Origin of the sequence: Microbacterium sp. SLBN-146, assembly GCF_006715145.1 — a bacterium.
GTDB lineage: Bacteria > Actinomycetota > Actinomycetes > Actinomycetales > Microbacteriaceae > Microbacterium.
Genome location: NZ_VFMR01000001.1, coordinates 1,278,555 through 1,300,730, shown reverse-complemented (window position 1 = coordinate 1,300,730; position 22,176 = coordinate 1,278,555). Strand labels below are relative to the sequence as shown.

Annotated in this window: 20 protein-coding genes and 1 tRNA gene; 8 read left to right on the top strand and 13 right to left on the bottom strand. The window is 67.3% G+C overall.

Annotation, left to right across the window (positions count from 1 at the left end):
- The first annotated feature begins 17 nt into the window (after positions 1–17).
- From FBY39_RS05610 to FBY39_RS05600, 3 genes are read left to right on the top strand one after another with little or no spacing between them, the layout of a single operon-like run.
- Positions 18–1,316 (top strand): ABC transporter substrate-binding protein, encoded by a 1,299-nt coding sequence (locus FBY39_RS05610; RefSeq protein ID WP_141930906.1) that lies wholly within the window; start codon positions 18–20, stop codon positions 1,314–1,316.
- A complete protein-coding gene (locus FBY39_RS05605; protein WP_141930904.1) occupies positions 1,313–2,248 on the top strand; it encodes a carbohydrate ABC transporter permease in 936 nt (311 codons plus the stop codon). The genes FBY39_RS05610 and FBY39_RS05605 overlap by 4 nt, the downstream gene beginning before the upstream one ends.
- Positions 2,248–3,162 (top strand): carbohydrate ABC transporter permease, encoded by a 915-nt coding sequence (locus tag FBY39_RS05600; RefSeq protein ID WP_141930902.1) that lies wholly within the window; start codon positions 2,248–2,250, stop codon positions 3,160–3,162. Before FBY39_RS05605 ends, FBY39_RS05600 begins: the two co-directional genes overlap by 1 nt.
- Before the next feature lie 82 nt (positions 3,163–3,244).
- On the opposite strand, the gene rhaS is transcribed toward FBY39_RS05600, so the two are convergent.
- The 4 genes from rhaS to FBY39_RS05580 are packed head-to-tail and all read right to left on the bottom strand — an operon-like array spanning position 3,245 to position 7,983.
- A complete protein-coding gene (gene rhaS, locus FBY39_RS05595) occupies positions 3,245–4,294 on the bottom strand; it encodes a rhamnose ABC transporter substrate-binding protein (RefSeq protein ID WP_141933925.1) in 1,050 nt (349 codons plus the stop codon).
- A 49-nt stretch (positions 4,295–4,343) separates the two neighbouring features.
- Positions 4,344–5,423, bottom strand: coding sequence for an ABC transporter permease (locus FBY39_RS05590; RefSeq protein WP_141930900.1), 1,080 nt, complete (start codon positions 5,421–5,423; stop codon positions 4,344–4,346).
- Positions 5,420–6,463 (bottom strand): ABC transporter permease, encoded by a 1,044-nt coding sequence (locus tag FBY39_RS05585; protein ID WP_141930898.1) that lies wholly within the window; start codon positions 6,461–6,463, stop codon positions 5,420–5,422. The genes FBY39_RS05590 and FBY39_RS05585 overlap by 4 nt, the downstream gene beginning before the upstream one ends.
- Positions 6,460–7,983, bottom strand: coding sequence for a sugar ABC transporter ATP-binding protein (locus FBY39_RS05580; protein WP_141930896.1), 1,524 nt, complete (start codon positions 7,981–7,983; stop codon positions 6,460–6,462). The genes FBY39_RS05585 and FBY39_RS05580 overlap by 4 nt, the downstream gene beginning before the upstream one ends.
- Before the next feature lie 147 nt (positions 7,984–8,130).
- Between FBY39_RS05580 and FBY39_RS05575 the strand changes: the two genes are divergently transcribed.
- Positions 8,131–9,138 (top strand): LacI family DNA-binding transcriptional regulator, encoded by a 1,008-nt coding sequence (locus FBY39_RS05575; protein ID WP_141930895.1) that lies wholly within the window; start codon positions 8,131–8,133, stop codon positions 9,136–9,138.
- 51 nt (positions 9,139–9,189) lie between these two features.
- Here the strand turns inward: FBY39_RS05575 and FBY39_RS05570 are convergent.
- Positions 9,190–9,280 (bottom strand) — tRNA-Ser (locus FBY39_RS05570).
- A gap of 170 nt (positions 9,281–9,450) precedes the next feature.
- Between FBY39_RS05570 and FBY39_RS05565 the strand changes: the two genes are divergently transcribed.
- The 3 genes from FBY39_RS05565 (at position 9,451) to radA (ending at position 13,300) form a co-directional block, all read left to right on the top strand.
- Positions 9,451–10,839 carry an MFS transporter gene (locus FBY39_RS05565; protein WP_141930893.1) on the top strand — a complete coding sequence of 463 codons (1,389 nt, stop codon included), beginning with the start codon at positions 9,451–9,453 and terminating at the stop codon, positions 10,837–10,839.
- A gap of 78 nt (positions 10,840–10,917) precedes the next feature.
- Complete coding sequence (locus FBY39_RS05560) at positions 10,918–11,871, top strand: L-lactate dehydrogenase (RefSeq protein WP_141930891.1); 954 nt, start codon at positions 10,918–10,920, stop codon at positions 11,869–11,871.
- A gap of 61 nt (positions 11,872–11,932) precedes the next feature.
- On the top strand, positions 11,933–13,300 hold the full coding sequence (gene radA / locus FBY39_RS05555) for a DNA repair protein RadA (RefSeq protein WP_141930889.1): 1,368 nt from the start codon (positions 11,933–11,935) through the stop codon (positions 13,298–13,300).
- Positions 13,301–13,310: 10 nt separating this feature from the next.
- On the opposite strand, the gene FBY39_RS05550 is transcribed toward radA, so the two are convergent.
- The 6 genes from FBY39_RS05550 to FBY39_RS05525 form a co-directional block, all read right to left on the bottom strand.
- Positions 13,311–13,715 carry a dehydrogenase gene (locus FBY39_RS05550; RefSeq protein ID WP_141930888.1) on the bottom strand — a complete coding sequence of 135 codons (405 nt, stop codon included), beginning with the start codon at positions 13,713–13,715 and terminating at the stop codon, positions 13,311–13,313.
- A gap of 43 nt (positions 13,716–13,758) precedes the next feature.
- The gene (locus tag FBY39_RS05545) at positions 13,759–14,475 is read right to left on the bottom strand and encodes a FadR/GntR family transcriptional regulator (protein ID WP_141930886.1); all 717 of its coding nucleotides are present in this window, start codon (positions 14,473–14,475) and stop codon (positions 13,759–13,761) included.
- Positions 14,476–14,602: 127 nt separating this feature from the next.
- The gene (locus FBY39_RS05540) at positions 14,603–15,376 is read right to left on the bottom strand and encodes a 3-oxoacyl-ACP reductase (RefSeq protein WP_141930884.1); all 774 of its coding nucleotides are present in this window, start codon (positions 15,374–15,376) and stop codon (positions 14,603–14,605) included.
- Positions 15,377–15,408: 32 nt separating this feature from the next.
- Positions 15,409–16,764: an aldehyde dehydrogenase gene (locus FBY39_RS05535; protein WP_141930882.1), complete on the bottom strand. Its 1,356-nt coding sequence runs from the start codon at positions 16,762–16,764 to the stop codon at positions 15,409–15,411.
- The gene (locus FBY39_RS05530) at positions 16,761–17,525 is read right to left on the bottom strand and encodes a gamma-glutamyl-gamma-aminobutyrate hydrolase family protein (RefSeq protein ID WP_141930879.1); all 765 of its coding nucleotides are present in this window, start codon (positions 17,523–17,525) and stop codon (positions 16,761–16,763) included. Before FBY39_RS05530 ends, FBY39_RS05535 begins: the two co-directional genes overlap by 4 nt.
- A 43-nt stretch (positions 17,526–17,568) precedes the next feature.
- A complete protein-coding gene (locus FBY39_RS05525) occupies positions 17,569–18,924 on the bottom strand; it encodes a glutamine synthetase family protein (protein ID WP_141930878.1) in 1,356 nt (451 codons plus the stop codon).
- Positions 18,925–19,075: 151 nt separating this feature from the next.
- On the opposite strand from FBY39_RS05525, the gene FBY39_RS05520 reads away from it, so the two are divergent.
- Complete coding sequence (locus tag FBY39_RS05520) at positions 19,076–20,617, top strand: amino acid permease (RefSeq protein WP_141930876.1); 1,542 nt, start codon at positions 19,076–19,078, stop codon at positions 20,615–20,617.
- A 286-nt stretch (positions 20,618–20,903) separates the two neighbouring features.
- Here the strand turns inward: FBY39_RS05520 and FBY39_RS05515 are convergent, their stop codons facing one another.
- Both FBY39_RS05515 and FBY39_RS05510 read right to left on the bottom strand, forming a co-directional pair.
- A complete protein-coding gene (locus tag FBY39_RS05515) occupies positions 20,904–21,596 on the bottom strand; it encodes a hypothetical protein (protein WP_141930874.1) in 693 nt (230 codons plus the stop codon).
- A 56-nt stretch (positions 21,597–21,652) separates the two neighbouring features.
- Positions 21,653–22,162 carry an amino-acid N-acetyltransferase gene (locus FBY39_RS05510; RefSeq protein ID WP_141930872.1) on the bottom strand — a complete coding sequence of 170 codons (510 nt, stop codon included), beginning with the start codon at positions 22,160–22,162 and terminating at the stop codon, positions 21,653–21,655.
- Positions 22,163–22,176: the final 14 nt, after the last annotated feature.

Genomic DNA, 22,176 nt, shown 5'->3' with positions numbered 1-22,176 from the left:
AGCGCAAGGAGGCGCACATGTCGAAACGAGCAGAATCGATCAGACGGATCTCGGCGGTACTCGCCGTCGCGGGGGTGACCGTCGCACTGGGCGGGTGCGCGTCGGATTCCGGCAATGGCATCACCACCTTGAACTTCTTCCAGTTCAAGGGTGAGGCGCTCGAAGACTTCGATCAGATGATCGCCGACTTCGAAGCCGACAACCCCGACATCCGGATCGTGCAGAACCAAGTCGCCGATGCCGACACCCTCATCCGCACGCTCCTGGTGAAGGACCGCGTGCCCGACATCATCACCCTGAACGCCAACGGCAACTTCGGCCGCCTCGCCGAAGCCGGCGTGTTCCGCGACTTCAGCGACGATCCCGTGCTGGAGACCATAAATCCGGCGGTTCAGGACATCCTCGCCGACCTCGGCACCTACGGCGATGAGGTCAACGGCCTCGGCTATGTCAACAACGCCAACGGCGTCATCTACAACACCGCGATGTTCGAAGAGCAGGGCCTGGAAGTCCCCGAGACGTGGGACGAGTTCATCGCCGTCTGCGACGCCCTCGTCGACGCCGGGATCACCCCGTTCTATGGAACGCTGGCCGACTCCTGGACAGCGATGCCGTCGTGGAACGCGCTCGGCGCGTACCCGGCGCAAGACGACTTCTTCGACAAGATGCGCGAAGAGGGCGAGAACGTCGGCCCCGACTCTGAGGTGTCGTTCGAGAAGAACTTCGTCGAGGCGATGGACCAGCAGTACGAACTGTTCTCCTACATGCAGGACGGGTACCGGGGCCGCACGTACGACGACGGCAACGCCGCCTTCGCGAACGGCGAAGCGGCGATGCTCCTGCAGGGAATCTGGGCCACCAACCCCATCACACAGGTCAACCCCGATATCGAGATGGGGATCTTCCCGTACCCAACGACGGACGATCCGGACGATCGCCTGCTGGTGTCGGGTGTCGACGTCGTCTTCACGATGGGCAAAGACAACCCCAAGGAAGAGGCCGCCATGCGCTTCATCGACTACGCCTTCAGCCCGGATGTCATCGAGAAGTTCGCGGCGTCCCAGAACATGGTGCCCTCCGTCAAAGGCGCTGAGCTCAGCGACGATCCCGCGCTGCAGTCGGTGAAGCCGTACTTCGACGAGGGCCGCATCACGGGCTTCATCGACCACCAGGTGCCGCCCAGCATCCCCCTCACTCCCACCGTCCAGGAGTTCCTCTTCAACGGCGACACGCAGTCCGCCCTCGCGGCACTCGACAACGAGTGGCGCAAGGTCGCCGCCCGCACCATCCCGGTTACGACAGGAGAAGAGCGATGACCATCACGCAGGCGGTGCGAAGCAGCACCCCGAGCAAGGCCGTCCCCCAACGGGCGCCGCGGATTCGCACGGAAGCCAAAAGGGCGCCGTCCGCCTACTACTGGATGGTCTGGCCCGCCGTCATCGCCTTCGCCGCATTCCACACCGTGCCTGTCATCGTCGGCGTCTTCTTCAGCTTCACGAACTACGCGGGCTACGGCGCGTGGAACTTCGTCGGACTGTCGAACTACGTCAACCTGTTCCGCGACGACCGCGTCCTGCAGGCGTACGGGTTCTCCTTCCTCTTCGCGATCGTCGCGACGATCCTGACGAACGCCTTCTCACTCGCGATCGCCATGGGCCTCAACGCGAAGATCAAGGCCCGCAACTTCTGGCGCGGTGTCTACTTCGTGCCCTACATCCTGGCGATCCTCGTCATCGGGTACGTGTTCCAGTTCTTCTTCTCGAACTCGCTGCCGAAGATCCTCGCCGGCGTGCCGTTGTTCGCCGACAACATCCTCACCAACGAGACGTGGGCATGGACGGCGATCGTCGCACTCGCCGTGTGGCAGTCGTGCGCGTTCGCGATCATCATCTACCTCTCCGGACTGCAGACGATTCCCGCGGAGCTGTACGAGGCATCGTCACTGGACGGCGCAAGCCCGTGGCGCACATTCCGCTCGATCACCTTCCCGCTCATCGGGGCGTTCTTCACGATCAACGTCGTGCTGAGCCTCAAAGGGTTCCTGCAGGTGTTCGATCCGATCGTCGCGCTCACCAACGGAGGTCCGGGGACCTCCACCGAGTCGGTGACACTGCTCATCTTCCGCGGCGGATTCTCGGGTGGCGAGTTCGCCTACCAGACAGCCAACGCCGTGATCTTCTTCATCGTGATCACGATCGTCTCCCTCTTCCAGTTCCGGGTCCTTCAGCGCAGAGAGGCCGACTTCTGATGACCAGCATGACCAACACCGCCCCCCAGCTCGAGAACGAGCTCGCTGCCACCGCAGTGCGACGCCGCCGTCGCCGCAAGGAGGGTGACGACGACACCCGCAAGACCAACTGGTGGGCGACAGCGCTCATCGCCGTCTGCTCGCTGACCGTGCTGATCCCGCTCTATCTCGCCGTCGTGGTCGCCCTCAAGACGCCCGACCAACTGACCGCCGGGACCGGCTTCGAGCTGCCCAACCCGATCCGCTGGGAGAACTTCGCAGAAGCGTGGACGCGGACCGACTTCCCACAGGCCCTGGCGAACACGGCGTTCATCACCGTGGGCTCGGTCGTGTTCACGCTGCTGACGAGCTCGGTCGTCGCCTACGCTCTGGCCCGCAACATCCACCGGCCGTTCTTCAAGGGCGTCTTCTTCTATCTGCTCGCAGCGCTGTTCATTCCGTTCCCGATCATCATGCTGCCGCTGGTGAAGCAGACCTCGATCCTCGGGCTGGACAACCAGGTCGGCATGATCCTGCTCTACACGATCTACGGCCTGTCGCTGAACATCTTCATCTACACCGCCTACATCCGATCGATCCCCATCGAACTCGAAGAGGCGGCCCGTATCGACGGAGCGTCGACATGGCGTGTGTTCCGCTCGGTGATATTCCCGCTCCTCATGCCGATGAACGCGACCGTCGGCATCCTCACGTGCGTGTGGGCGTGGAACGACTTCATCATGCCGCTCGTCGTCCTGACGGAACCGTCGGCACGGACTCTGCCACTCGCCCAGTACGTCTTCCAGGGGCAGTTCAACACCGACTACACGGTCGCCTTCGCGTCGTACCTGATGGCGATGGCACCCCTGCTCATCGTCTACATCTTCTCGCAGCGATGGGTGATCTCGGGCGTCACACGAGGCTCGATCAAGTAGGCGAGGCGCGCACGCCCCGCAGCAGACGAAACGAGAGCCCCGACCGCAGCCGTGCGATCGGGGCTCTCGTGAAGTCTCCGACTTAGAAGTCGAAGTCTCCGATGTTCTCCGCGTCGAAGACGTAGGGGTCTCCGAGGAGGACGGTGCCGTCGGCGCCGACCTCGTACGAGCCGAGCTTGCCTGCCTCGAACGTGTCGCCCTCGGCGCCGGTGATGTCACCATTGATCAGCGCGGCGGTCGCGAACGCGGCGAGGTAGCCGAGGTCTGCCGGGTTCCACAGCGCGAACGCGGTCACGGTACCGTCTTCGACGTACTCACGCATCTGGTTCGGGGTGCCGAGACCGGTCAGCGCGACCGTGCCCTTGTACTCCGACGTCGACAGGTAGCGTGCTGCCGCAGCAATACCGACCGTCGTGGGCGAAACGATGCCCTTCAGCTCGGGGTACGTCTGCAGGAGCGCGGCGGTCTTGTCGAACGAGGTCTGGTCGTCGTCGTCGCCGTACGCGACCTCGACGAGCTCGATGTCGGGGTGCGATGCAGCGAGCTCCTCTTCCATCAGCTCGATCCACGCGTTCTGGTTCGTCGCATTCGCCGACGCCGAGAGGATCGCGATCTGCCCCGCGCCACCGATCTGCTCGGCGATCAGGTCGACCTGGATCTTCGCGATGCCCTCGCTCGTCGCCTGGTTGATGAAGAGGTCACGGCACTCGGGGTTCGTGTCCGAGTCGAACGTGACGACCTTCACGCCCGCGCTGCGTGCTTCATCCAGCGCGTCGCAGATCGCCGACGGGTCGTTGGCCGAGACGATGAGTCCACCCGCGCCCTGCTGAGCAGCGGTCTGGATGTACTGCACCTGCGACGTCGGCGACGCCTCCGACGGACCGACCTCTTCGAACGTGCCACCGATCTCGGCGACGGCTTCCTCCGCACCACCGGTCGAGGTGTCGAAGTACGGGTTACCGAGGTTCTTCGGCAGCATCACGATCGAGACATCGCCGCCGGCGTCTCCACCGTCGCCGCCATCCGACGGGCTGCCGCTGCCACCACCGGCGCAGCCGGCTGCGACGAGGGCAACACCCAGGGCCAGAGCGGTCGCGACACCTGCGCGCCGCGTGCGCTTCATTCCGAACATCATTGTTTCCTTCCTTGGTGCGAGGAGCCTCGCAGGGTTGTGGGTAGTGCTAACGGGTCGGGTTCCCGGCTGCCGCCCGTTCGGCGACGCGCTTGCCTCTTCGCTTCCCGATCGCTGCGGTCTGCCTCGTGTGCAGCCAGGCGAGGAGGCTTGCGGACACCACCGACAGGATCAAGAGCACGCCGGTGATGACGTTGATGATGTCGCTCGTGACTCCCGCGAGGCGCAGAGCGCTCCCGAGGGTTCCGATGAGCAGGACACCGGCGATGACGCCGTGCAGGGCACCTCGTCCGCCGAAGATGGACACGCCGCCGAGCAGCACCGCGGCGATGACCTGCAGCTCCATGCCCATGGCGTTGTCGCCGCGCGCGTTCGAGTAGAGCAGCGTGAAGTAGACGCCGGCGAAGCCCGACACGGCGCCCGACATCACGAACATCACGAACTTCGTGCGTCCGACGTCGATGCCGGAGAAGTGCGCCGCCTCTTTGTTCAGGCCGATCGCGTAGAGCGACCGCCCGAACGGCGTGAAGTGCAGCAGGATCGCGAAGACGATCGCGAGCACGACGAACGGCACGATGATCATCGGAATCGGAGTGCCCGGGATGTTCGCTTTCGCGAGGTCCGTCCACTCCTCCGGGAAGTCCGTGATCGCGGTCGTTCCGAGGAGGCCCACCGCGATGCCGCGGAAAAGGGCCAAGGTGCCGATCGTCACGGCGAGCGACGGAAGCCCGACGACGGTGACGAGGAAGCCGTTGAACGCTCCCGCGACGGTGCCGACCAGGATCGCCAGGAGGGCGGCGAGGGGGAACGGCAGTCCCGCCTGCGTCAGGATCCCCGTGATGACCGACGACAGACCCACGATCGAAGCGACCGACAGGTCGATCTCCTCCGTGATGATGATGAGCGTCATCGGCAGAGCGATCAGAAGGATCGGCGCGATGTCTCGGAGCAGATACGTGACAGTCAGCGGGCTGTCGAAGTTGGGCACCGCGATGAGCGCCACGACGATCACGATCGCGAGGAGGGCGATGATCGCCGATTCGCGCGTGATGAGGATGCGCCTCCACAGCGGGCGACTGTGTGCCTGATAGAGCCGGACCGGTACGGTCTCGGTTGCGATGGCGGTCATCGACCCACCTCCCTTTGTGCGATGAGTCGCTTGTGTTGCCTGACGGCGAGCACACGGTCGAGAACGATCGATCCGAGGATGAGGATGCCGACCACGGCCCGCTGCCAGAAGTCATCGATGCCGAGGATCGGCAGAGCCCGGTTGATCGTCAGGAGGAGGAACGCCCCGATCGCGGCACCCCACACCGTGCCGACGCCGCCTGAGATCGCCACGCCGCCGATCACGGCCGCTCCGATCGCCTGCAGTTCCCAGCCGGTGCCGGCGGCCGAGCTGACAGTCCCGTAGCGCGCGGCGTACAGAACGCCGGCAAGTCCCGACAGGGCACCCGAAAGGATGAACGCCGTGATGATCCGCTGGTTGACCTTGAGGCCGTAGAGGTGGGCCGCCGCGGGATCGGAGCCGATCGCGTAGAACTCGCGCCCCCCGCGGATGTTCCGGAGGTACCAGGCGGCGGCGATGAGGACGACGACCGCGATGATGGTCAGCACCGGGATGCCGAGAAGCTGGTCCGTCCCGAGTCCGCGGAAGTCGCGCGGCAGGTCGGATGCGTTGATCCGGTCGGAGCCTGTCCAGGCGACGTTGATGCCGCGGTAGATATAGAGCGTGCCGAGGGTGATGACGAGCGCCGGAACCTTCGCCCACGCAACGAGCAGACCGTTGATGGCGCCGAGGAGCCCGCCCAGCAGGATGCCGCCGAGGAAGACCACGATGACGGGAACGCCTTCGAAGTCGATGAAAAGCCGACCCGTCAGGTAGGCCGTGAGCCCCACTATCGATCCGACGGACAGATCGACGTTGCGCGTGATGATCACGAAGGCCTGGCCCACTGCGACGAGCAGCAGGAGCGAGGGCGTCAGGAGGAGGTCGCGGAAGCCGTCGTTGGAGAACAGGAAGTTGGGGTTCGCCGCGGTGGCCGCGACGACCACGAGGACGAGGGCGATGGCGATGCCCGTCTCGCGGGCGGTCGCGACGCTGCGGACGATTCGCGCAGCTGCGCTGGACCCGGGCTTCGCGGGGGGCGCGGTGACGGTCGTGCTCACGCTGCCGCCTCCGCATCCGCCGTTGCCGCGTACATGACGGCTTCCGGTGTCGCCTCCGCGCGGGAGAACTCGCCCGTGAGACGGCCTTCGCGCATGACCAGAACACGATCGGCCATGCCGAGCACCTCCGGGAGTTCGGACGAGATCATGAGGATCGCGAGGCCCTGCTGAGCCAGTTCACTGAGGAGACGGTGCACCTCGGACTTGGTGCCGACGTCGATGCCCCGAGTCGGCTCGTCGACGATGAGAACCGTCGGCTCGGTCGCGAGCCACTTGCCGAGGACGACCTTCTGCTGGTTGCCGCCGGAGAGCGTCCCCGTCTCGGCATCCAGCGCAGCGGTCTTGACCTCGAGCCGGCTCGCCCACACCTTGGCCGCCGAGTTCTCGGCGCCGTTCCAGATGAGTCCCCACTTCGAGAGCTTCTTCCGGATAGCGAGAGTGATGTTCCGTGCGACACCCTCTTCCAAGACGAGGCCCTGCTTGCGCCGGTCCTCCGGTACGAGCGCAACTCCGCGCGCCGTCGCCTTCTGCGGGTTGCCCTTCGGCAGCGGCGAGCCGTGCAGCGTGACGGATCCGGACTCGTAGACGTCGACGCCGAAGATCGCGCGAGCGACTTCGCTGCGTCCTGCGCCGACGAGGCCGGCGAGTCCGACGATCTCCCCCGCACGCAGTTCGAAGGAGATGTCTCGGAAGACCCCCTTGCGGGTGAGTTGATCGACCGTGAGGACGACGTCCCCCACGGTGGCGGGCAGCTTCGGGAAGAGTTCGGTGACATCGCGGCCGACCATCTGACGCACGAGGTCGTCGACCGTCGTATCCACGATGGCCGTCGTATCGACATAGGAGCCGTCGCGCATCACCGTGACCGTGTCGCACAGCGCGAAGACCTCGTCGAAGCGGTGCGAAATGAACAGCAGCGCACGACCTTCGTCACGCAGGCTCCGGGCGACGGCGAACAGGCGCTCGACCTCCACGCCGGACAGTGCCGCGGTCGGCTCATCCATGATGAGGACCTTGGCGTCGAGCGAGATGGCCTTGGCGATCTCGATGATCTGCTGATCGGCGATCGACAGACCTTCGGTGATGCGGTCCGGATCGAGGCCGACACCCAGACGCTGGAAGATCTCGGTCGCCTCGGTGCGCATCGCCTTCCGGTCGATCCGGCCGATCTTGTTGGTCGGCTGCCGTCCCATGAAGATGTTCTCGGTGACAGAGAGGTCGGGGAAGAGCGTCGGCTCCTGGTAGATCACGGCAATGCCCGCAGCCTTGGACTGCGCCGTACTCGTGAAGTCGACGGACGTTCCCTCGAGGAGGAACTCCCCGGAGTCGCGGCGGTAAAGTCCGGCGATGATCTTGACGAGTGTGGACTTGCCCGCACCGTTCTCACCGATCAGCGCGTGGATCGAGCCTCGGTGGAGCGTCAGACTCCCCGATCGCAGAGCGACCACTGCTCCGAAGGACTTCACGACGCGTGAAAGGATCAGGGCAGGCTGGCCTGCGTCATTGTCGGCTGTAGTCACGGCGCCGAGCCTCCCCCTTGAGGTAAACTGAAGAAAGTGAATCGATTCAGATTCGATTCACGCTTACTCTATGTATGTCTTGCAGTCCGGTCAAGTCGCTGTCGACCGAGTGGCCGAATCGCAACGTTCACCGGGAATGGAGATGCAGTGCCCGCCAGCATTCGCGACGTCGCGCAACTCGCGGGGGTCTCGGTGGGCACGGTCTCGAACGTCCTGAACAGGCCGCGGGAAGTGTCGGCCGACTCTGTGTCACGGGTGAACAACGCGATCGAGCAGCTCGGCTACGTGCGCAACGACGCTGCGCGGAAGCTGCGGGCCGGGATCAGCTCGACGGTCGGTTTCATCGTGCTGGACGGGACGAACCCGTTCTTCAACGATGTCGTCCGCGGGGCGGAAGACGAGGCATCGCAGGGCGGCATCGCAGTTCTCCACGGCAATACTGACGAAGACCCGCAGCGCCAGGCGGTCTACCTCGACCTCTTCGAGGAGCAGCAGGTGCGCGGCGTCCTCATCGCTCCGCACGGCGACGTCACGGCGCGTTTGACTCGGCTGCGAGCGCGTGGCATCGCCGCGGTCCTGGTCGATCGTTTCAGTGGAGACGGCAAGTTCTCATCCGTCTCCGTCGACAGCGTGCTGGGCGGCAGGCTGGCCGCTGAGCACCTCATCGCTCGCGGGCATCGTCGCATCGCATTCGTCGGTGGCCCGTTCGATGTGCGGCAGATGACCGACCGCCTCGCTGGTGCACGCGCCGCGGCCGACAACGCATCCACGCACGTCGACATCGAGGTCCATCCGACCAGCGCGACGACCGTTGCCGAGGGAGTGGCGGCGGGTCTCCGCATCGTCGAACGACCCCGTCATGAGTGGCCGGATGCCATCTTCGCGGGGAACGACCTCATCGCGCTGGGTCTTCTGCAGTCCCTGAAGATCGACGGCAGGCTTCTCGTGCCGGGCGAGATCGAGATGATCGGCTTCGACGACATCCCGTTCGCCGCAGCCGCTGCTGTGCCGCTCTCGTCGCTGCGTCAGCCGAGCCGCATGATCGGGCGCACGGCCTTGCGGATCCTGTTGGAGGAGGCGGCCGACCCCGACAGCATCCCGCGCCAGACCGTCTTCCAGCCGGAACTGATCGTGAGGGCGTCGACGGGAGGCTGAACTCTCGCGGCGCGCCGCAATAAGAAAACCCCTGATAAACAGGGGTTTTCATGGCGGTGACGGTGGGATTTGAACCCACGGTAGGGGGTTACCCTACACAACTTTTCGAGAGTTGCACCTTCGGCCGCTCGGACACGTCACCGTGGGGTAGTTTACGACACCCCGACGGATGCCGCGAATCGGCACCGAGACAGCGATCGCAGGCACGACATCGGCAAGGAGGTCGGTGATCTTGCGGGGGGTGGCGCATCCCGCCCGCGAGGACGTCGGCAGTCCCCCCTTACCGCGTCGATTCAGCGCTACCGTGAGTGCATGAGCTCGCCGATCCCGCGCAGCTCGACGAATCAGCGACTCGTGCTCGCGATCGCCGTGCTGGCATCCTTCGTCGCCTTCCTCGACGGAACCGTCGTCAATGTCGCGCTCCCCGCGATCGAACGCGAACTCGGCGGCGGGCTCACGACGCAGCAGTGGGTCGTCGACGCCTACCTCATCACGCTCGGCGCGCTCATCCTGGTGGCGGGTTCCGTCAGCGACGCGTACGGACGGATGCTGGTGCTCCGCATCGGCCTCATCGGTTTCGGCATCGCCTCGATCGCGATCGCCGCCGCCCCGTCGCCCGAGTTCCTCATCGTCGCCCGCGCACTCCAGGGTGCGGCCGGCGCCTTCCTCGTCCCGAGCTCACTCGCCCTCCTGACCTCCACCTTCCACGGCCCGGCACAGGCTCGTGCGATCGGCACGTGGACGGCGCTCACGACGGGCGCCCTGATCGTCGGACCCGTCATCGGCGGCGTCTTCACCGACTACCTCTCCTGGCGGTTCGCGTTCCTCATCAACGTCCTGCCGATCGCCCTGACTTTCTGGCTCATGGCACGAGCGAAGGTGCGCGACCTCCGTCGCCCCGACGCCTCGATCGATTGGCTCGGCGCGATCCTCTGCACGCTCGGCCTCGGGGCGATGGTCTTCGCCCTCATCGAGCAGCCCCACCTCGGTTGGGCGTCGCCGGCGATCTGGGCGCCGATGACCGCAGGCGTCCTCATGTTCGGGGCCTTCCTCCTCCGGCAGCGCACCGTCGCGGAGCCGATCCTGCCTCTCGACCTCTTCCGCGTCCGCAACTTCTGGACGGGCAACGTCGCCACCCTCTTCGTCTACGGCGCCCTCTCGCTCAACGGCTTCGTGGTCGCGGTCTACCTGCAGCAGGGCGCGGGCCTGACCGCGACGCTGGCAGGCCTCGCGAGCCTTCCGATCACGATCCTCATGGTGCTGCTCAGCTCGCGGGCCGGAGCGCTCGCCGGCCGCTGGGGACCCCGCCTGTTCATGACGGTCGGCCCCCTCCTCATGGGTGTTGCGTCACTCCTCCTCCTGACGGTGTCCCCGGAGTTCTCGTACTGGTGGCAGGTGCTCCCGAGCATGATCGTGATGGGTCTCGGCCTGTCGATCACGGTCGCGCCCCTCACATCGGCGATCCTCGGGGCGATCGAGACCGAGCGGTCGGGAATCGCGTCGGCCGTCAACAACGCCGTCTCGCGCATCGCGGGCCTCATCGCGATCGCCCTCCTCGCGACCATCATCGGCGGAAGCCTCGATCTCGACGGCTTCCATCGGGCCGCGATCGCGACGGCCGGACTCATGATCGCGGGCGGGATCGTGTCGTTCCTCGGCATCCGCAACCCCGCCCGCGAGGTCGCTCCCTCGGAGTCTTGACCTGCCACGGCCCCGCCGCGGGATTTGTTCCGGCGGGGAGCCTGGCCCGCGGCATCCGCACACTGCCAGACTGATCCCATGGCAGTCATCGAGAACTCGAAAGTCACCATCGTCGGCGCCGGGAGCGTCGGCTCGAGCGCGGCCTACGCCGCCCTCATCCGCGGCTCGGCCCGGCACGTCGCGCTCTACGACATCGCGACCGAGAAGGCCGAGGCGGAAGTGCTCGACCTCGCGCACGGAACGCAGTTCACGGGGTCGAGCGACATCATCGGCGGGAGCGACCTGTCGGTCGTGGAGGGCTCGCACGTCGTCGTCATCACGGCGGGCGCGAAGCAGAACCCCGGCCAGACGCGCATCGAGCTCGCGGGGGTCAACGCCCGCATCATGACGTCGATGATGCCGCAGCTCCTGAGCGCCGCGCCCGACGCCGTGTACGTCATCGTCACGAACCCGTGCGACGTGCTGACGGTTCTCGCGCAGGAGGCGACCGACCTTCCCCCCGAGCGGATCTTCGCCTCCGGGACGGTCCTCGACACGTCGCGGCTGCGATGGAAGCTCGGCCAGCGCGCGGGGGTCTCGACCTCGAGCGTGCACGCCTACATCGTCGGCGAGCACGGAGACACGGAGTTCCCGCTGTGGTCGAAGGCGACGATCGGAACCGTGCCGATCCTCGACTGGGAGAGCGAAGGCCACCCCCGCATGACGAAGGACGAGCTCGACCAGATCGCGATCGACGTCCGCGACGCGGCATACAAGGTGATTCAGGGGAAGGGCGCGACGAACTACGCGATCGGCCTGTCGAGTGCCCGCATCATCGAGGCGATCCTCAACGACGAGCACGCCGTCATGCCCGTCTCCCCCGTGCTGCGCGACTTCCACGGTGTCGACGGCGTCGCGCTGTCGGTCCCGTCGATCGTGAGCGCGAAGGGCGCCGTGCCGATCCGCGAGACGCAGTTCGACGCGCACGAACTCGAGCTGTTCCACGCGTCGGCGGCGGCGCTGCGAGACGTCGCGAGTTCGCTTCGCGCATGAGGTGAGCGGATGCCGCGGCGCACACCGCCGCGGTGTCCGAACCCCGACGTACGCTGAGGACATGGCCTCACGTCGTCCCGCGCAGACCGCACCATACCGGTGCACCGAATGCGGATGGACGACGCTGCGCTGGGTGGGCCGCTGCGGCGAGTGCCAGCAGTGGGGAACGGTCGTCGAGGCCGCAGAGCAGACCGGGATCACGCGATCGGTCGCTCCCGTGGCACCGGGCGCGACGCGCGTCGCACGCCCCATCACGCAGCTCGACACGACCGACGCGCCGCGCCGCACGACGGGGGTCGGCGAGTTCGACCGCGTGCTCGGCGGAGGTGTCGTGCCGGGCGCGGCGATCCTCCTCTCGGGCGAGCCCGGTGTCGGCAAATCCACCCTGCTGCTCGAGGTCGCGGCGCAGTCGGCCCGCGCAGGGCGGCGCGTGCTCTACGCGAGCGCCGAGGAGTCGACGGCGCAGGTGCGGCTGCGCGCCGAGCGCACCAACGCGCTCCACGATGAGCTCTATCTCGCGAGCGAGACCGACCTCGCGACGATCCTCGGCCACGTCGACCAGGTCGAGCCGCAGCTCCTCATCGTCGATTCGGTCCAGACGGTGTCCTCGGCGATGTCCGACGGCATGGCGGGGCACCCGTCGCAGGTGCGCGAAGTCGCGGCGACCCTCATCCGGATCGCGAAGGATCGCGGCATCCCGACCATCATCGTCGGGCACGTGACGAAAGACGGCACGATCGCCGGACCCCGCATTCTCGAACACCTCGTCGATGTCGTCTGCCACTTCGAAGGCGACCGCCAGACGTCGCTCCGCTTCGTGCGGGCGCTCAAGAACAGGTTCGGCCCGACCGACGAGGTCGGGTGCTTCGACATGACGGGCGCGGGCATCGCCGAGGTCCCCGACCCGAGTGCACTGTTCCTCGGTCATGGCGATCCCGAACCGGGCACGTGCATCGCGATCTCCCTCGAAGGGCGGCGCGCACTTCCCGTCGAGGTGCAGGCCCTCACGATCGCCTCGAGTTCCCCCAACCCGAGGCGGATCGTCAACGGCGTCGACAGCGCCCGCGTCGCGATGGTGCTCGCGGTGCTGGAGCGACGCGCCGGCATCAAGACGAGCGATCAAGACGTCTACGTCTCGACCGTCGGAGGTGTGCGATTCACCGAACCCGCGGCCGACCTCGCCATCGCGATCGCCGTCGCCGGGTCCGTTCGCAATCAGGCGACGCCGCGTCATCTTGCGGCCGTCGGTGAGTTGAGCCTCACGGGAGAGGTGCGACCCGTGACGCAGGCTCCGCAGCGGCGATCCGAAGCGAAGCGGCTCGGCTACACCGACGTCATCGACAATCGCTCCGGCACGCTGTCGGGCGCCCTGTCCGACGTCCGTCTGCGGGTGCGGGCGAAGCCCGGCGACGAGGCACCCGGGTTCTGAGCGCCGATCGCTACGCGTCGAGCGCCGCGATCAGGTCATCGGGCGACGCCTGCAGCGGGTGAGGCCCGGCGATGTCGAAGAACACCGTCGTGATCTCTTCCCGATGAGCTCCGAGAAGTGCACGCAGCGCGGCCGGGGATTGCAGCGCGACAGCCGGCGGCAGCGCCGCGGGCTTGTTGGCGGCATCACTGAACAGCAGAAGCGCCACGTCGCCCGTGTTCGGGTCGCGGTACGTCCACACTTCGCCCACGTCGAGCGGGTTGTCGCGTGCGCCTGGCTTCATGAGCGGGACGACGGTCGGACCGTGGCGGAGGGCGAACGCAACCGCTGCCATGTCCTGCGTCTGGAGTGCGTCAGCGAGCTGGACGTTCCGGAACTCGAGCGAGTCCTTCTTCGAGCGCTTCTTGCCGGCCATCCGACCAGCGTAGTCGGGCCCTCCCGCGCGTCGCGCGTGGCGGTCAGCCGAGGAATCCGCGCAGGAGCGCCTCGGATCCGGCCAGGTGATCGAGGACGGCGGACTCCGCGGCATCCGCCCTTCCGGCGAGGATCGCCGAGACGATCCGCTCGTGCTGGGCGTTGGAGTGCTCGATGTTGCGCGGCAGCAGCGGGAACGTGTCGAGCCACGCGTTCACCTGCGCGCGATTCTCCGCGACGAGCGCGACGAGTGAGGGGATGCCGGCGATCTCGGAGATCGTGAGGTGCAGGAGCGAGTCGAGTCTGCGGTAGTCGCTCTCGGACGCCGCCGCCGCTGCTTCGTGCCGAGCCCACAGCCCCTCACGCACCGTCGCGTCGAGCGCCCGGCCCGCCGCTGCACGCGCCGCCCCGGCTTCGAGCACGCGCCGAAGCCCCAGCACGTCGTCGAGTTCGACCGCCCCGACTGCCGACGGATGCTCCGACTGCGGGAGCGGATCGGCGACGAACGTGCCGCCGTACCGCCCGCGCCGACGCTCGAGGTACCCGGCGTCGGCGAGCTCACGCAACGCCTCGCGGACGGTGTCGCGGCTCACGGCGTACATGACGGCAAGCTCCCGCTCGGGAGGCAGCGTTTCGCCGGGGGCGACGACGCCGAGGCGGATCGTCTGCACGATCCGCGCCGTCGTGTCTTCGAGTGCGTTCCCCTCGCGGACTGGTCGGTAGACCGCCCGCCGCAGCTCGGGCAGAGACTGCTCGCTCACGCTCTCACCTCATTCCCGTTCGGAATTCAGTCTGCACGGCGGCGGCTCCGCGGCCCGGCCGCGCGAATCCGCGGGCGGGGAGACGACCGTCGTGCGCGCAGACTGAATTCTGAACACTGCGAGCGACTCACATCGGCGTGACGTAGGCGTTGGTGATGCCTCCGTCGACGACGAAGGCTGTCGCCGTGATGAACGACGCGTCGTCGGAGGCGAGGAAGGCGACGGCCGCCGCGAGCTCCTCCGGCTCGGCGAAGCGCCCCATCGGCACGTGGATGAGCCGGCGCTGCGCGCGCTCGGGGTCCTTCGCGAAGAGCTCCTGCAGGAGCGGCGTGTTGACGGGACCGGGGCAGAGGGCGTTGACCCGGATGCCCTGCCGCGCGAACTGCACGCCGAGTTCCCGCGTCAGTGCGAGCACGCCGCCCTTCGACGCCGTGTAGGAGATCTGCGAGGTCGCCGATCCGAGCAGAGCGACGAAGGACGCGGTGTTGATGATCGAGCCCTTGCCCGCCGGCACCATGTGCCGCAATGCCGCCCGCGAGCACAGATAGACGCTCTTGAGGTTGACGTCCTGCACCCGTTCCCATGCCGGCAGCTCGGTCGTCTCGATCGAGTCGTCGTCGGCGGGCGAGATCCCGGCGTTGTTGAAGGCGATGTCAACCCCACCGAGGTCGCCGGCGACCGAGTCGAAGAGGAGATTGACGGATGCCTCGTCGGCGACGTCCACGGGACGGTAGATGCCGTCGAGCTCGAGCGCCGCTCGCTCGCCCGCCTCGGGGTCGAGGTCGGCGATGACGACGCGGGCGCCTTCGGCGGCGAAGCGTCGCGCGGTGGCGAGTCCGATGCCGGACGCGCCGCCGGTGACGATCGCCACGCGGTCCTTGAGTCGCTGGGTCAGATCCATGGTTCTCCTCGGGTGTCGTGCACAGTTCGGGGTCAGTCGGTGGCGAAGAAGACGTTCTTCGTCTCGGTGAAGTGCTCGGCGGCGTCGGGGCCGAGTTCGCGACCGAGGCCGGAGGCCTTCATGCCGCCGAACGGGGTCCAGTACCGCACCGAGGAGTGCGAGTTGACCGACAGCACACCGCTCTTGACCGCGCGCGAGACGCGGACGGCGCGCGAGAGATTCTCGGTCCAGATGGAGCCGGCGAGACCGTAGATCGTGTCGTTGGCAAGGCGGATGCCGTCGGCTTCATCGTCGAACGGCAGCACCGCGACGACGGGCCCGAAGACCTCCTCCTTCGCGATGCGGTCGTCGGGCTGGGCGAGCACGACGGCGGGCGCGAACCAGAATCCGTCTCCGTCGGGCGCGGCACCGCGGAACGCGATGTCTGTGCCCTCGAGGAACCCCTCGACGTTCGCGCGGTGCGACGCCGAGATGAGCGGCCCCATGTCGGTGTCGTCGTGCGACGGATCTCCCACGCGCCAGGCGGCGACGGCCGGTTCGAGCAGCTCGAGGAACCGGTCGTACACGGAGCGCTGCACGAGGATGCGGCTGCGCGCGCAGCAGTCCTGCCCCGCGTTGTCGAAGACGGCACCGGGTGCGGCGGCGGCCGCCTTCTCGAGGTCGGCGTCGTCGAACACGATGTTCGCTGACTTGCCCCCGAGTTCGAGCGTGACGGGCTTGAGCTGGCGCGCGCACCCCGCGGCGACGTCGGTGCCGACCTCGGTCGATCCCGTGAAGACGACCGACCGCACGTCGGGGTGGGTGACGAACCGCTGGCCGACGACGGAACCAGACCCCGTGACGATCTCGAAGAGTCCTTCGGGGAGTCCCGCCTCGAGGGCGATCTCTCCCAGCCGGAGAGCCGTGAGCGGCGTGAGCTCGGCGGGCTTGAGCACGACGGCGTTGCCGGCGGCGAGCGCGGGTGCGAATCCCCACGATGCGATCGTCATGGGGAAGTTCCACGGGACGATGATCCCGACGACGCCGTAGGGCTCGTGGAACGTGACATCGAGGCCGCCGGCGACGGGGATCTGCTGGCCGCTCAGCCGCTCGGGTGCGCCCGCCGAGAAGTTCAGCACCTGCGCGACGTGAGAGGCTTCCCATCGCGCCGAGCCGATGGGGTGCCCCGAATTGAGCACCTCGAGCTGCGCGAGCTCCTCGACGTGCTGTTCGACGACGCGCGCGAAGGAGCGCAGCGCGTCGGCGCGCGCGACGGGAGGAAGCGCCGCCCACGAACGTTGCGCGACGACGGCGCGGGCGATCGCGGCATCCGTCTCTTCGACGCTCGCGCGCGGCACCTCCCGGAACTCGCGCCCCGTCGCGGGGTTGATGAGGGTGAAGGATGTCATGCCCGTACCGCCGATCGCGTGGAGTAAACGGATGCCTCGGCGACGAGTCCCGCGAACAGGCGCCGATCTTCGCGGTTCTCCTCGGGATGCCACTGCACCCCGACGAGGTACCCCTCCCCCGTCGACTCGAAGGCCTGCACGAGGCCGTCGTCGGTGTGCGCCGTCGCGACGAGCCCATCGCCGAGCCTGTCGACGCCCTGGTGGTGGTAGCTGTGGACCTGGAAGTCTCCGGCTCCGATGAGCTCCGCGAGCTTCGTGCCTTCGTCGACCGCGACGGTGTTGGTCGCGAAGACACCACCGCCGATGCGGAACCGCTCCGTGCCGAGCGCTTCGGGAAGGTGCTGGTGCAGGGTGCCGCCGCGCGCGACGTTGACGAGCTGCAGGCCGCGGCAGATCGCCAGGACGGGAAGCCGCCGCGCTTCTGCACCGCGAAGGAGCGCGAGCTCCCACGCGTCGCGGTCGGGGCGCGCCGGGTCGGTGAGGGGGTGCCGCTCGGCGCCGTAGAGCTCGGGCTGGACGTCGAGTCCGCCCGTCAGGATGAGTCCGTCGAGTCCGTCGAGGACGGGACCGGCGGCCTCCTCGGGGCCCGGCTGCGGCGGAAGGAGCACGGCGATCCCTCCCGCGGCGGTCACCGAGTCGAAGTACTGCTCCGGCAGGAAGGCGGCGCGCACGTCCCACACGCCTTGCTTCGCCTGCTCCAGATACGTCGTCAACCCGATCACGGGACGGTGTGGTGATCCGCCGGCCCCCGCAGGGGGCATGCCGACTGGTGATCGAGTAGACCCCGCAGGGGGCGTATCGAGATCAGAGACGCTCAAAGCCACGCACCCGCTCCCAGTCGGTCACGGCGGCGTCGTAGGCCTCGACCTCGATGCGCGCCTGGTTGAGATAGTGCTCGACGACGTCGTCGCCGAAGGCCGCGCGAGCGATCGCGGACTCGTCGAAGAGTCGTGCCGCCTCGCGCAGCGTCGTGGGGAGGTGGTCGACGCCCGACGTGTACGCATTCCCCGTGAGGGCGTCGGGCAGGGGGAGCTCGTGCTCGATGCCGTGGAGACCACCCGCCATGATCGCCGAGATCGCGAGGTAGGGGTTCACATCGCCGCCGGGGACGCGGTTCTCGACCCGAAGCGAGTGTCCTCGCCCGATGACGCGGAGCGCGCACGTGCGGTTGTCGATGCCCCACGCGATGCCGGTCGGCGCGAACGATCCCTTCGCGAACCTCTTGTACGAGTTGATGTTGGGGGCGTAGAGGAGCGTGAACTCACGAAGGGTTGCAAGGATGCCGGCGATCCAGTGCTCCATGAGCGGGCTGAAGCCGTGCGGTTCGTCGCCCGCCATGACCGCTGCACCGTCGTCGCCGCGCACGGAGAGGTGGATGTGGCAGCTGTTGCCCTCGCGCTCGTTGAACTTCGCCATGAAGGTGAGCGCCTTGCCGTGGTTCTCGGCGATCGCCTTGGCGCCGTTCTTATAGATGGCGTGCTGGTCGGCGGTCTCGAGCGCTTCCGCATACCGGAAGGCGATCTCCTGCTGACCGAGGTTGCACTCGCCTTTGACGCCCTCGGTGTAGAGGCCCGCGGCATCCATCGACAGGCGGATGTCGCGCAGCAGCGGTTCGAGGCGACCGGATGCGAGCAGATCGTAGTCGACGTTGTAGTCCGTCGATGGGCGGAGGTTCGTGTATCCCTTGGCCCAGGCTTCGCGATAGGTGTCGTCGAACACGAGGAACTCGAGCTCCGTCCCGGAGTACGCCACGAGTCCGCGCTCGGCGAGCCGGTCGCGCTGCGTCTGGAGGATGGCGCGGGGCGACTGCGCGACCCGGGCTCCGCTCTCCCATGCGAGATCGGCGATCACGAGAGCGGACCCCGGGAGCCAGGGGATGCGGCGGAGGGTCGCCGCATCCGGAAGCAGCATCATGTCGCCGTAGCCGGTCTCCCAGCTCGACATCGCGTAGCCGTCGACGGTGTTCATGTCGACGTCGACCGACAGGAGGTAGTTGCAGGCCTCGGCACCGTGCGGGAGCACTTCCTCTCGGAAGAGGCGTGCGGACACGCGCTTGCCGACGAGGCGGCCCTGCGCGTCGGCGAACGCGACGACGACGGTGTCGATCTCGCCACCGTCGATCGCGGCGTGCAGTTCGTCGACGGTGAGGTTTCCCGGCATCCGTCTCTCCTTCGATCCATCGCGCGGGGGTGCGCGTTTGCGCTCCACTGTAACCACGGAATCGCTTCCAAAGGTAGACACAACCCACCAATAGGGTTCACAATCATCGGCAACCACGCTTCCATCGCTCCACCCGATGCACGGAGGATCAATGTCCCAGACGAGCAACGACTCAGCGAAGGTCGCCGGAGCGACCTATACGCGCGCCGGCAAGGAGTACTTCGAGAAGCGCGGGCTCAAACGTTCTGCCGGTGTCTGGGGCCTCTGGGGCCTCGCGGTCGCCGCCGTCATCTCGGGCGACTTCTCGGGCTGGAACTTCGGCATCGGGTTCGCGGGCTTCGGCGGGATGCTGATCGCCTTCGCCGTCCTCGTGCTGATGTACTACGGACTCACCTTCTCCATCGGAGAGATGGCCGCTGCCATGCCACACACGGGCGGCGCGTACTCGTTCGCGCGCTCGGCGATGGGCCCGTGGGGCGGCCTCGCGACGGGCCTCGCCGAGACGATCGAGTACGTCGCGACGACCGCCGTCGTCGTCTACTTCTCCGGGCAGTACGCCGATTCGGCGCTCTTCCTGCTGACAGGCGTGAGCCTCCCGCCCTTCCTGTGGTGGATCATCCTCTACGCCGCGTTCATCGCACTCAATGCCGCCGGCGCCGCCATCTCGTTCCGCTTCGCGATCATCGTCTCGATCATCTCGATCGCCATCATCGTCGTGTTCGGCGTCATGGCGATCGTCACGGGAGCGTTCAGCTGGGATGCCCTGTGGGACATCGCCCCCGACCCCGAGGCTGCGGGCGCATCGACGTTCCTCCCGTTCGGCGTCTGGTCGATCCTGCTCGCACTCCCCTTCGCGATGTGGTTCTTCCTCGGCATCGAGGAGCTCCCCCTCGCCGCGGAGGAGTCGCACGAACCGGCACGGGACATTCCCCGCGCGGGCCTCTGGGCACGCGGAACGCTCATCGCGACGGGTCTCATCGTGCTCTTCCTCAACACGGGGGTCCTCGGGTCCGAGGCGACGGGCGCGTCCGTCGAGCCCTTGCTGGACGGCTTCCGCGCGATGGTCGGCGACCAGGCGGCGGCGATCCTCGCGCTCCTCGCGCTCATCGGACTTCTCGCCTCGCTCATGGGCATCATGTTCGCCTACGGCCGCAACATGTACTCGCTGTCGCGGGCCGGTTACTACCCGCGCTGGCTGTCACTCACCGGCAAGAGCAAGACGCCGTGGGTCGCGCTCGTGTTCGGAGCGATCCTCGGCTTCCTCGCCCTGGTGATCGTGCAGGCCGCGGGAGGCGACGCCAGCCCCGCGGGTGCCATCGTCCTCAACATCGCGGTGTGGGGAGCGGTGCTCGCCTACTTCCTGCAGATGGTGTCCTTCATCGTGCTGCGCAAGAAGTTCCCGAACGCCGCGCGACCGTACAAGAGCCCGTGGGGGCTCTTCGGCGCCTACTCCGCCGCCGTCATCGCGGCGATCGTCTTCCTCGGTCTGCTCTTCAACTCGGCCTTCTGGCTTGCGATCGTCGCGATCATCGTCGTCTACGCCATCATCTTCGTGGGCTTTGCCGTGTACGGCCGGAATCGGCTCGTCCTGTCACCCGAGGAGGAGTACGCGATCTCGGGCGGCCTGCACGGCGACCCTCAGGCCGAGGGCTACGACGCGATGGAGAAGAAGGTCTTCGGCGACGGGTCCTGACGGACCGCAGAAGACAAATCTGGCCCCCTCGGGTCGGCCCTGGCCGGGGCCGACCCAGAGAGGGCCACACACGCTCACCGGATGCGATTGCCGAAACGACTACTCGCTGGGGGACGAGACATTGCTGGGGACAACGTGCCGCTCGACGCAACGGGAGCTATGCCAAGGATACGCGAGCGCGCGCCAGTAAGTCTGTCCCCCGTTCGGGGGACAGATCCTGTGACTTCTCTGATGGCGACGACGTCGTCGGGCACACGGATTGCGGGCGCTTCGCCAGGGAACCGTTTCAGTATAGGAGAAGCTGCTTCGACTGCGAAGAAGAAATTCCACCGATTTCGACACTCAGGTGGTACGAGGCTCCTCCACCGGGTGCCGACTCGCGATTCGGGTCGTCGCACGTCGTCGTCGAGGACCGCGTGCGGTCCCAGACGAGCGGTGCCGTGCTCGTCACCGCTTGACCCGCGGCGAGGAGGACGGGCATGTCGCTCGGCTCGGTCTGGCAGTCGGTCGATCGCCACCACGTGTCGCTGCCGCTCGCGATCGTGAACACCTGGGTCGATGTTCCGACGTTGAGCGTGCAGTCCTCTTCACCCTCGTTCGTCAGTCGGATCGAGAGTTGCGGGTTCTGACCCGAACCGTAGGAGTCCTGGTCGCTCAGCGCTTCGACGAGGATGTCCTCGGGCGCGCACACGACAGCGGACGGCGTCGGGAGCGACGTGGTCTCGGTGGGCTCCGCGTCGGGCGCGGGCTCGGCCTGGGGCGTCTGCGCTGCGGCCCCGGGAATCGGGAGCTCGGTCGCCGCCTGCTGTGTCGGGGCGTTCTCGGACTGCGACCGACGGTCGCTCGCACTGCCACTCCAGGGCTGCGCGATGAGCAGCCAGACGATCGCCACGACGGCGATGACGGCGATGAGCAGCACGAGACGGCGCCGTCGGTAGACCGCCGGGGAGTGCCGCCGGCGCGGATTCGTGCCGCTCATGCCTCCAGGGTAAGCACCGCTTGCGCGCACGTCCGGGCGGCGCGCCCGTGCCGTCGTCAGAGGTTCTTGAGCATGCGGGTGTTGCCGAGGGTGTTCGGCTTGACGTGCGCCAGATCGAGGAACTCCGCGACGCCCTCGTCGGGGCTCCGGATGAGCTGCGAGTAGACGTCGGGATCGACGACCTGCTCGCCGATCGGCGAGAATCCGCGTCGCAGGAAGAAGTCGACTTCGAAGGTGAGGCAGAACAGGCGCGCGAGTCCGAGCTGCCGCGCGTTCGCCTCGAGAGCATCGACGATGGCACGACCCACACCGTGGTGCAGCCATTCGTCGACGACGATGAGGGTCCGCACCTCTCCCAGGTCCTCCCAGATGACGTGGAGCGCGCCACAGCCGATGAGCCGGCCGTGCGCGTCTTCGGCGACGACGAACTGCTGCAGCGCTTCGTAGAGGACGACGAGATCCTTGCCCAGCAAGATGCGCCGCTGCACATACGGCTCGAGCAGGTCGCGGATGCCGCGCACGTCGGCGGCACGGGCCGCACGGACAGTGAAGGCGGCGTCGGTCATCGCACAACCCTAAC

Coding starts and splice junctions, on each gene's coding strand:
- FBY39_RS05600 (WP_141930902.1), top strand. CDS start 2,248: ATGACCAGCATGACCAACACCGCCCCCCAGCTCGAGAACGAGCTCGCT.
- FBY39_RS05515 (WP_141930874.1), bottom strand. CDS start 21,596: ATGAGCGGCACGAATCCGCGCCGGCGGCACTCCCCGGCGGTCTACCGA.
- rhaS (WP_141933925.1), bottom strand. CDS start 4,294: ATGTTCGGAATGAAGCGCACGCGGCGCGCAGGTGTCGCGACCGCTCTG.
- radA (WP_141930889.1), top strand. CDS start 11,933: ATGGCCTCACGTCGTCCCGCGCAGACCGCACCATACCGGTGCACCGAA.
- FBY39_RS05590 (WP_141930900.1), bottom strand. CDS start 5,423: ATGACCGCCATCGCAACCGAGACCGTACCGGTCCGGCTCTATCAGGCA.
- FBY39_RS05540 (WP_141930884.1), bottom strand. CDS start 15,376: ATGGATCTGACCCAGCGACTCAAGGACCGCGTGGCGATCGTCACCGGC.
- FBY39_RS05530 (WP_141930879.1), bottom strand. CDS start 17,525: ATGCCCCCTGCGGGGGCCGGCGGATCACCACACCGTCCCGTGATCGGG.
- FBY39_RS05520 (WP_141930876.1), top strand. CDS start 19,076: ATGTCCCAGACGAGCAACGACTCAGCGAAGGTCGCCGGAGCGACCTAT.
- FBY39_RS05605 (WP_141930904.1), top strand. CDS start 1,313: ATGACCATCACGCAGGCGGTGCGAAGCAGCACCCCGAGCAAGGCCGTC.
- FBY39_RS05535 (WP_141930882.1), bottom strand. CDS start 16,764: ATGACATCCTTCACCCTCATCAACCCCGCGACGGGGCGCGAGTTCCGG.
- FBY39_RS05610 (WP_141930906.1), top strand. CDS start 18: ATGTCGAAACGAGCAGAATCGATCAGACGGATCTCGGCGGTACTCGCC.
- FBY39_RS05560 (WP_141930891.1), top strand. CDS start 10,918: ATGGCAGTCATCGAGAACTCGAAAGTCACCATCGTCGGCGCCGGGAGC.
- FBY39_RS05565 (WP_141930893.1), top strand. CDS start 9,451: ATGAGCTCGCCGATCCCGCGCAGCTCGACGAATCAGCGACTCGTGCTC.
- FBY39_RS05525 (WP_141930878.1), bottom strand. CDS start 18,924: ATGCCGGGAAACCTCACCGTCGACGAACTGCACGCCGCGATCGACGGT.
- FBY39_RS05510 (WP_141930872.1), bottom strand. CDS start 22,162: ATGACCGACGCCGCCTTCACTGTCCGTGCGGCCCGTGCCGCCGACGTG.
- FBY39_RS05550 (WP_141930888.1), bottom strand. CDS start 13,715: ATGGCCGGCAAGAAGCGCTCGAAGAAGGACTCGCTCGAGTTCCGGAAC.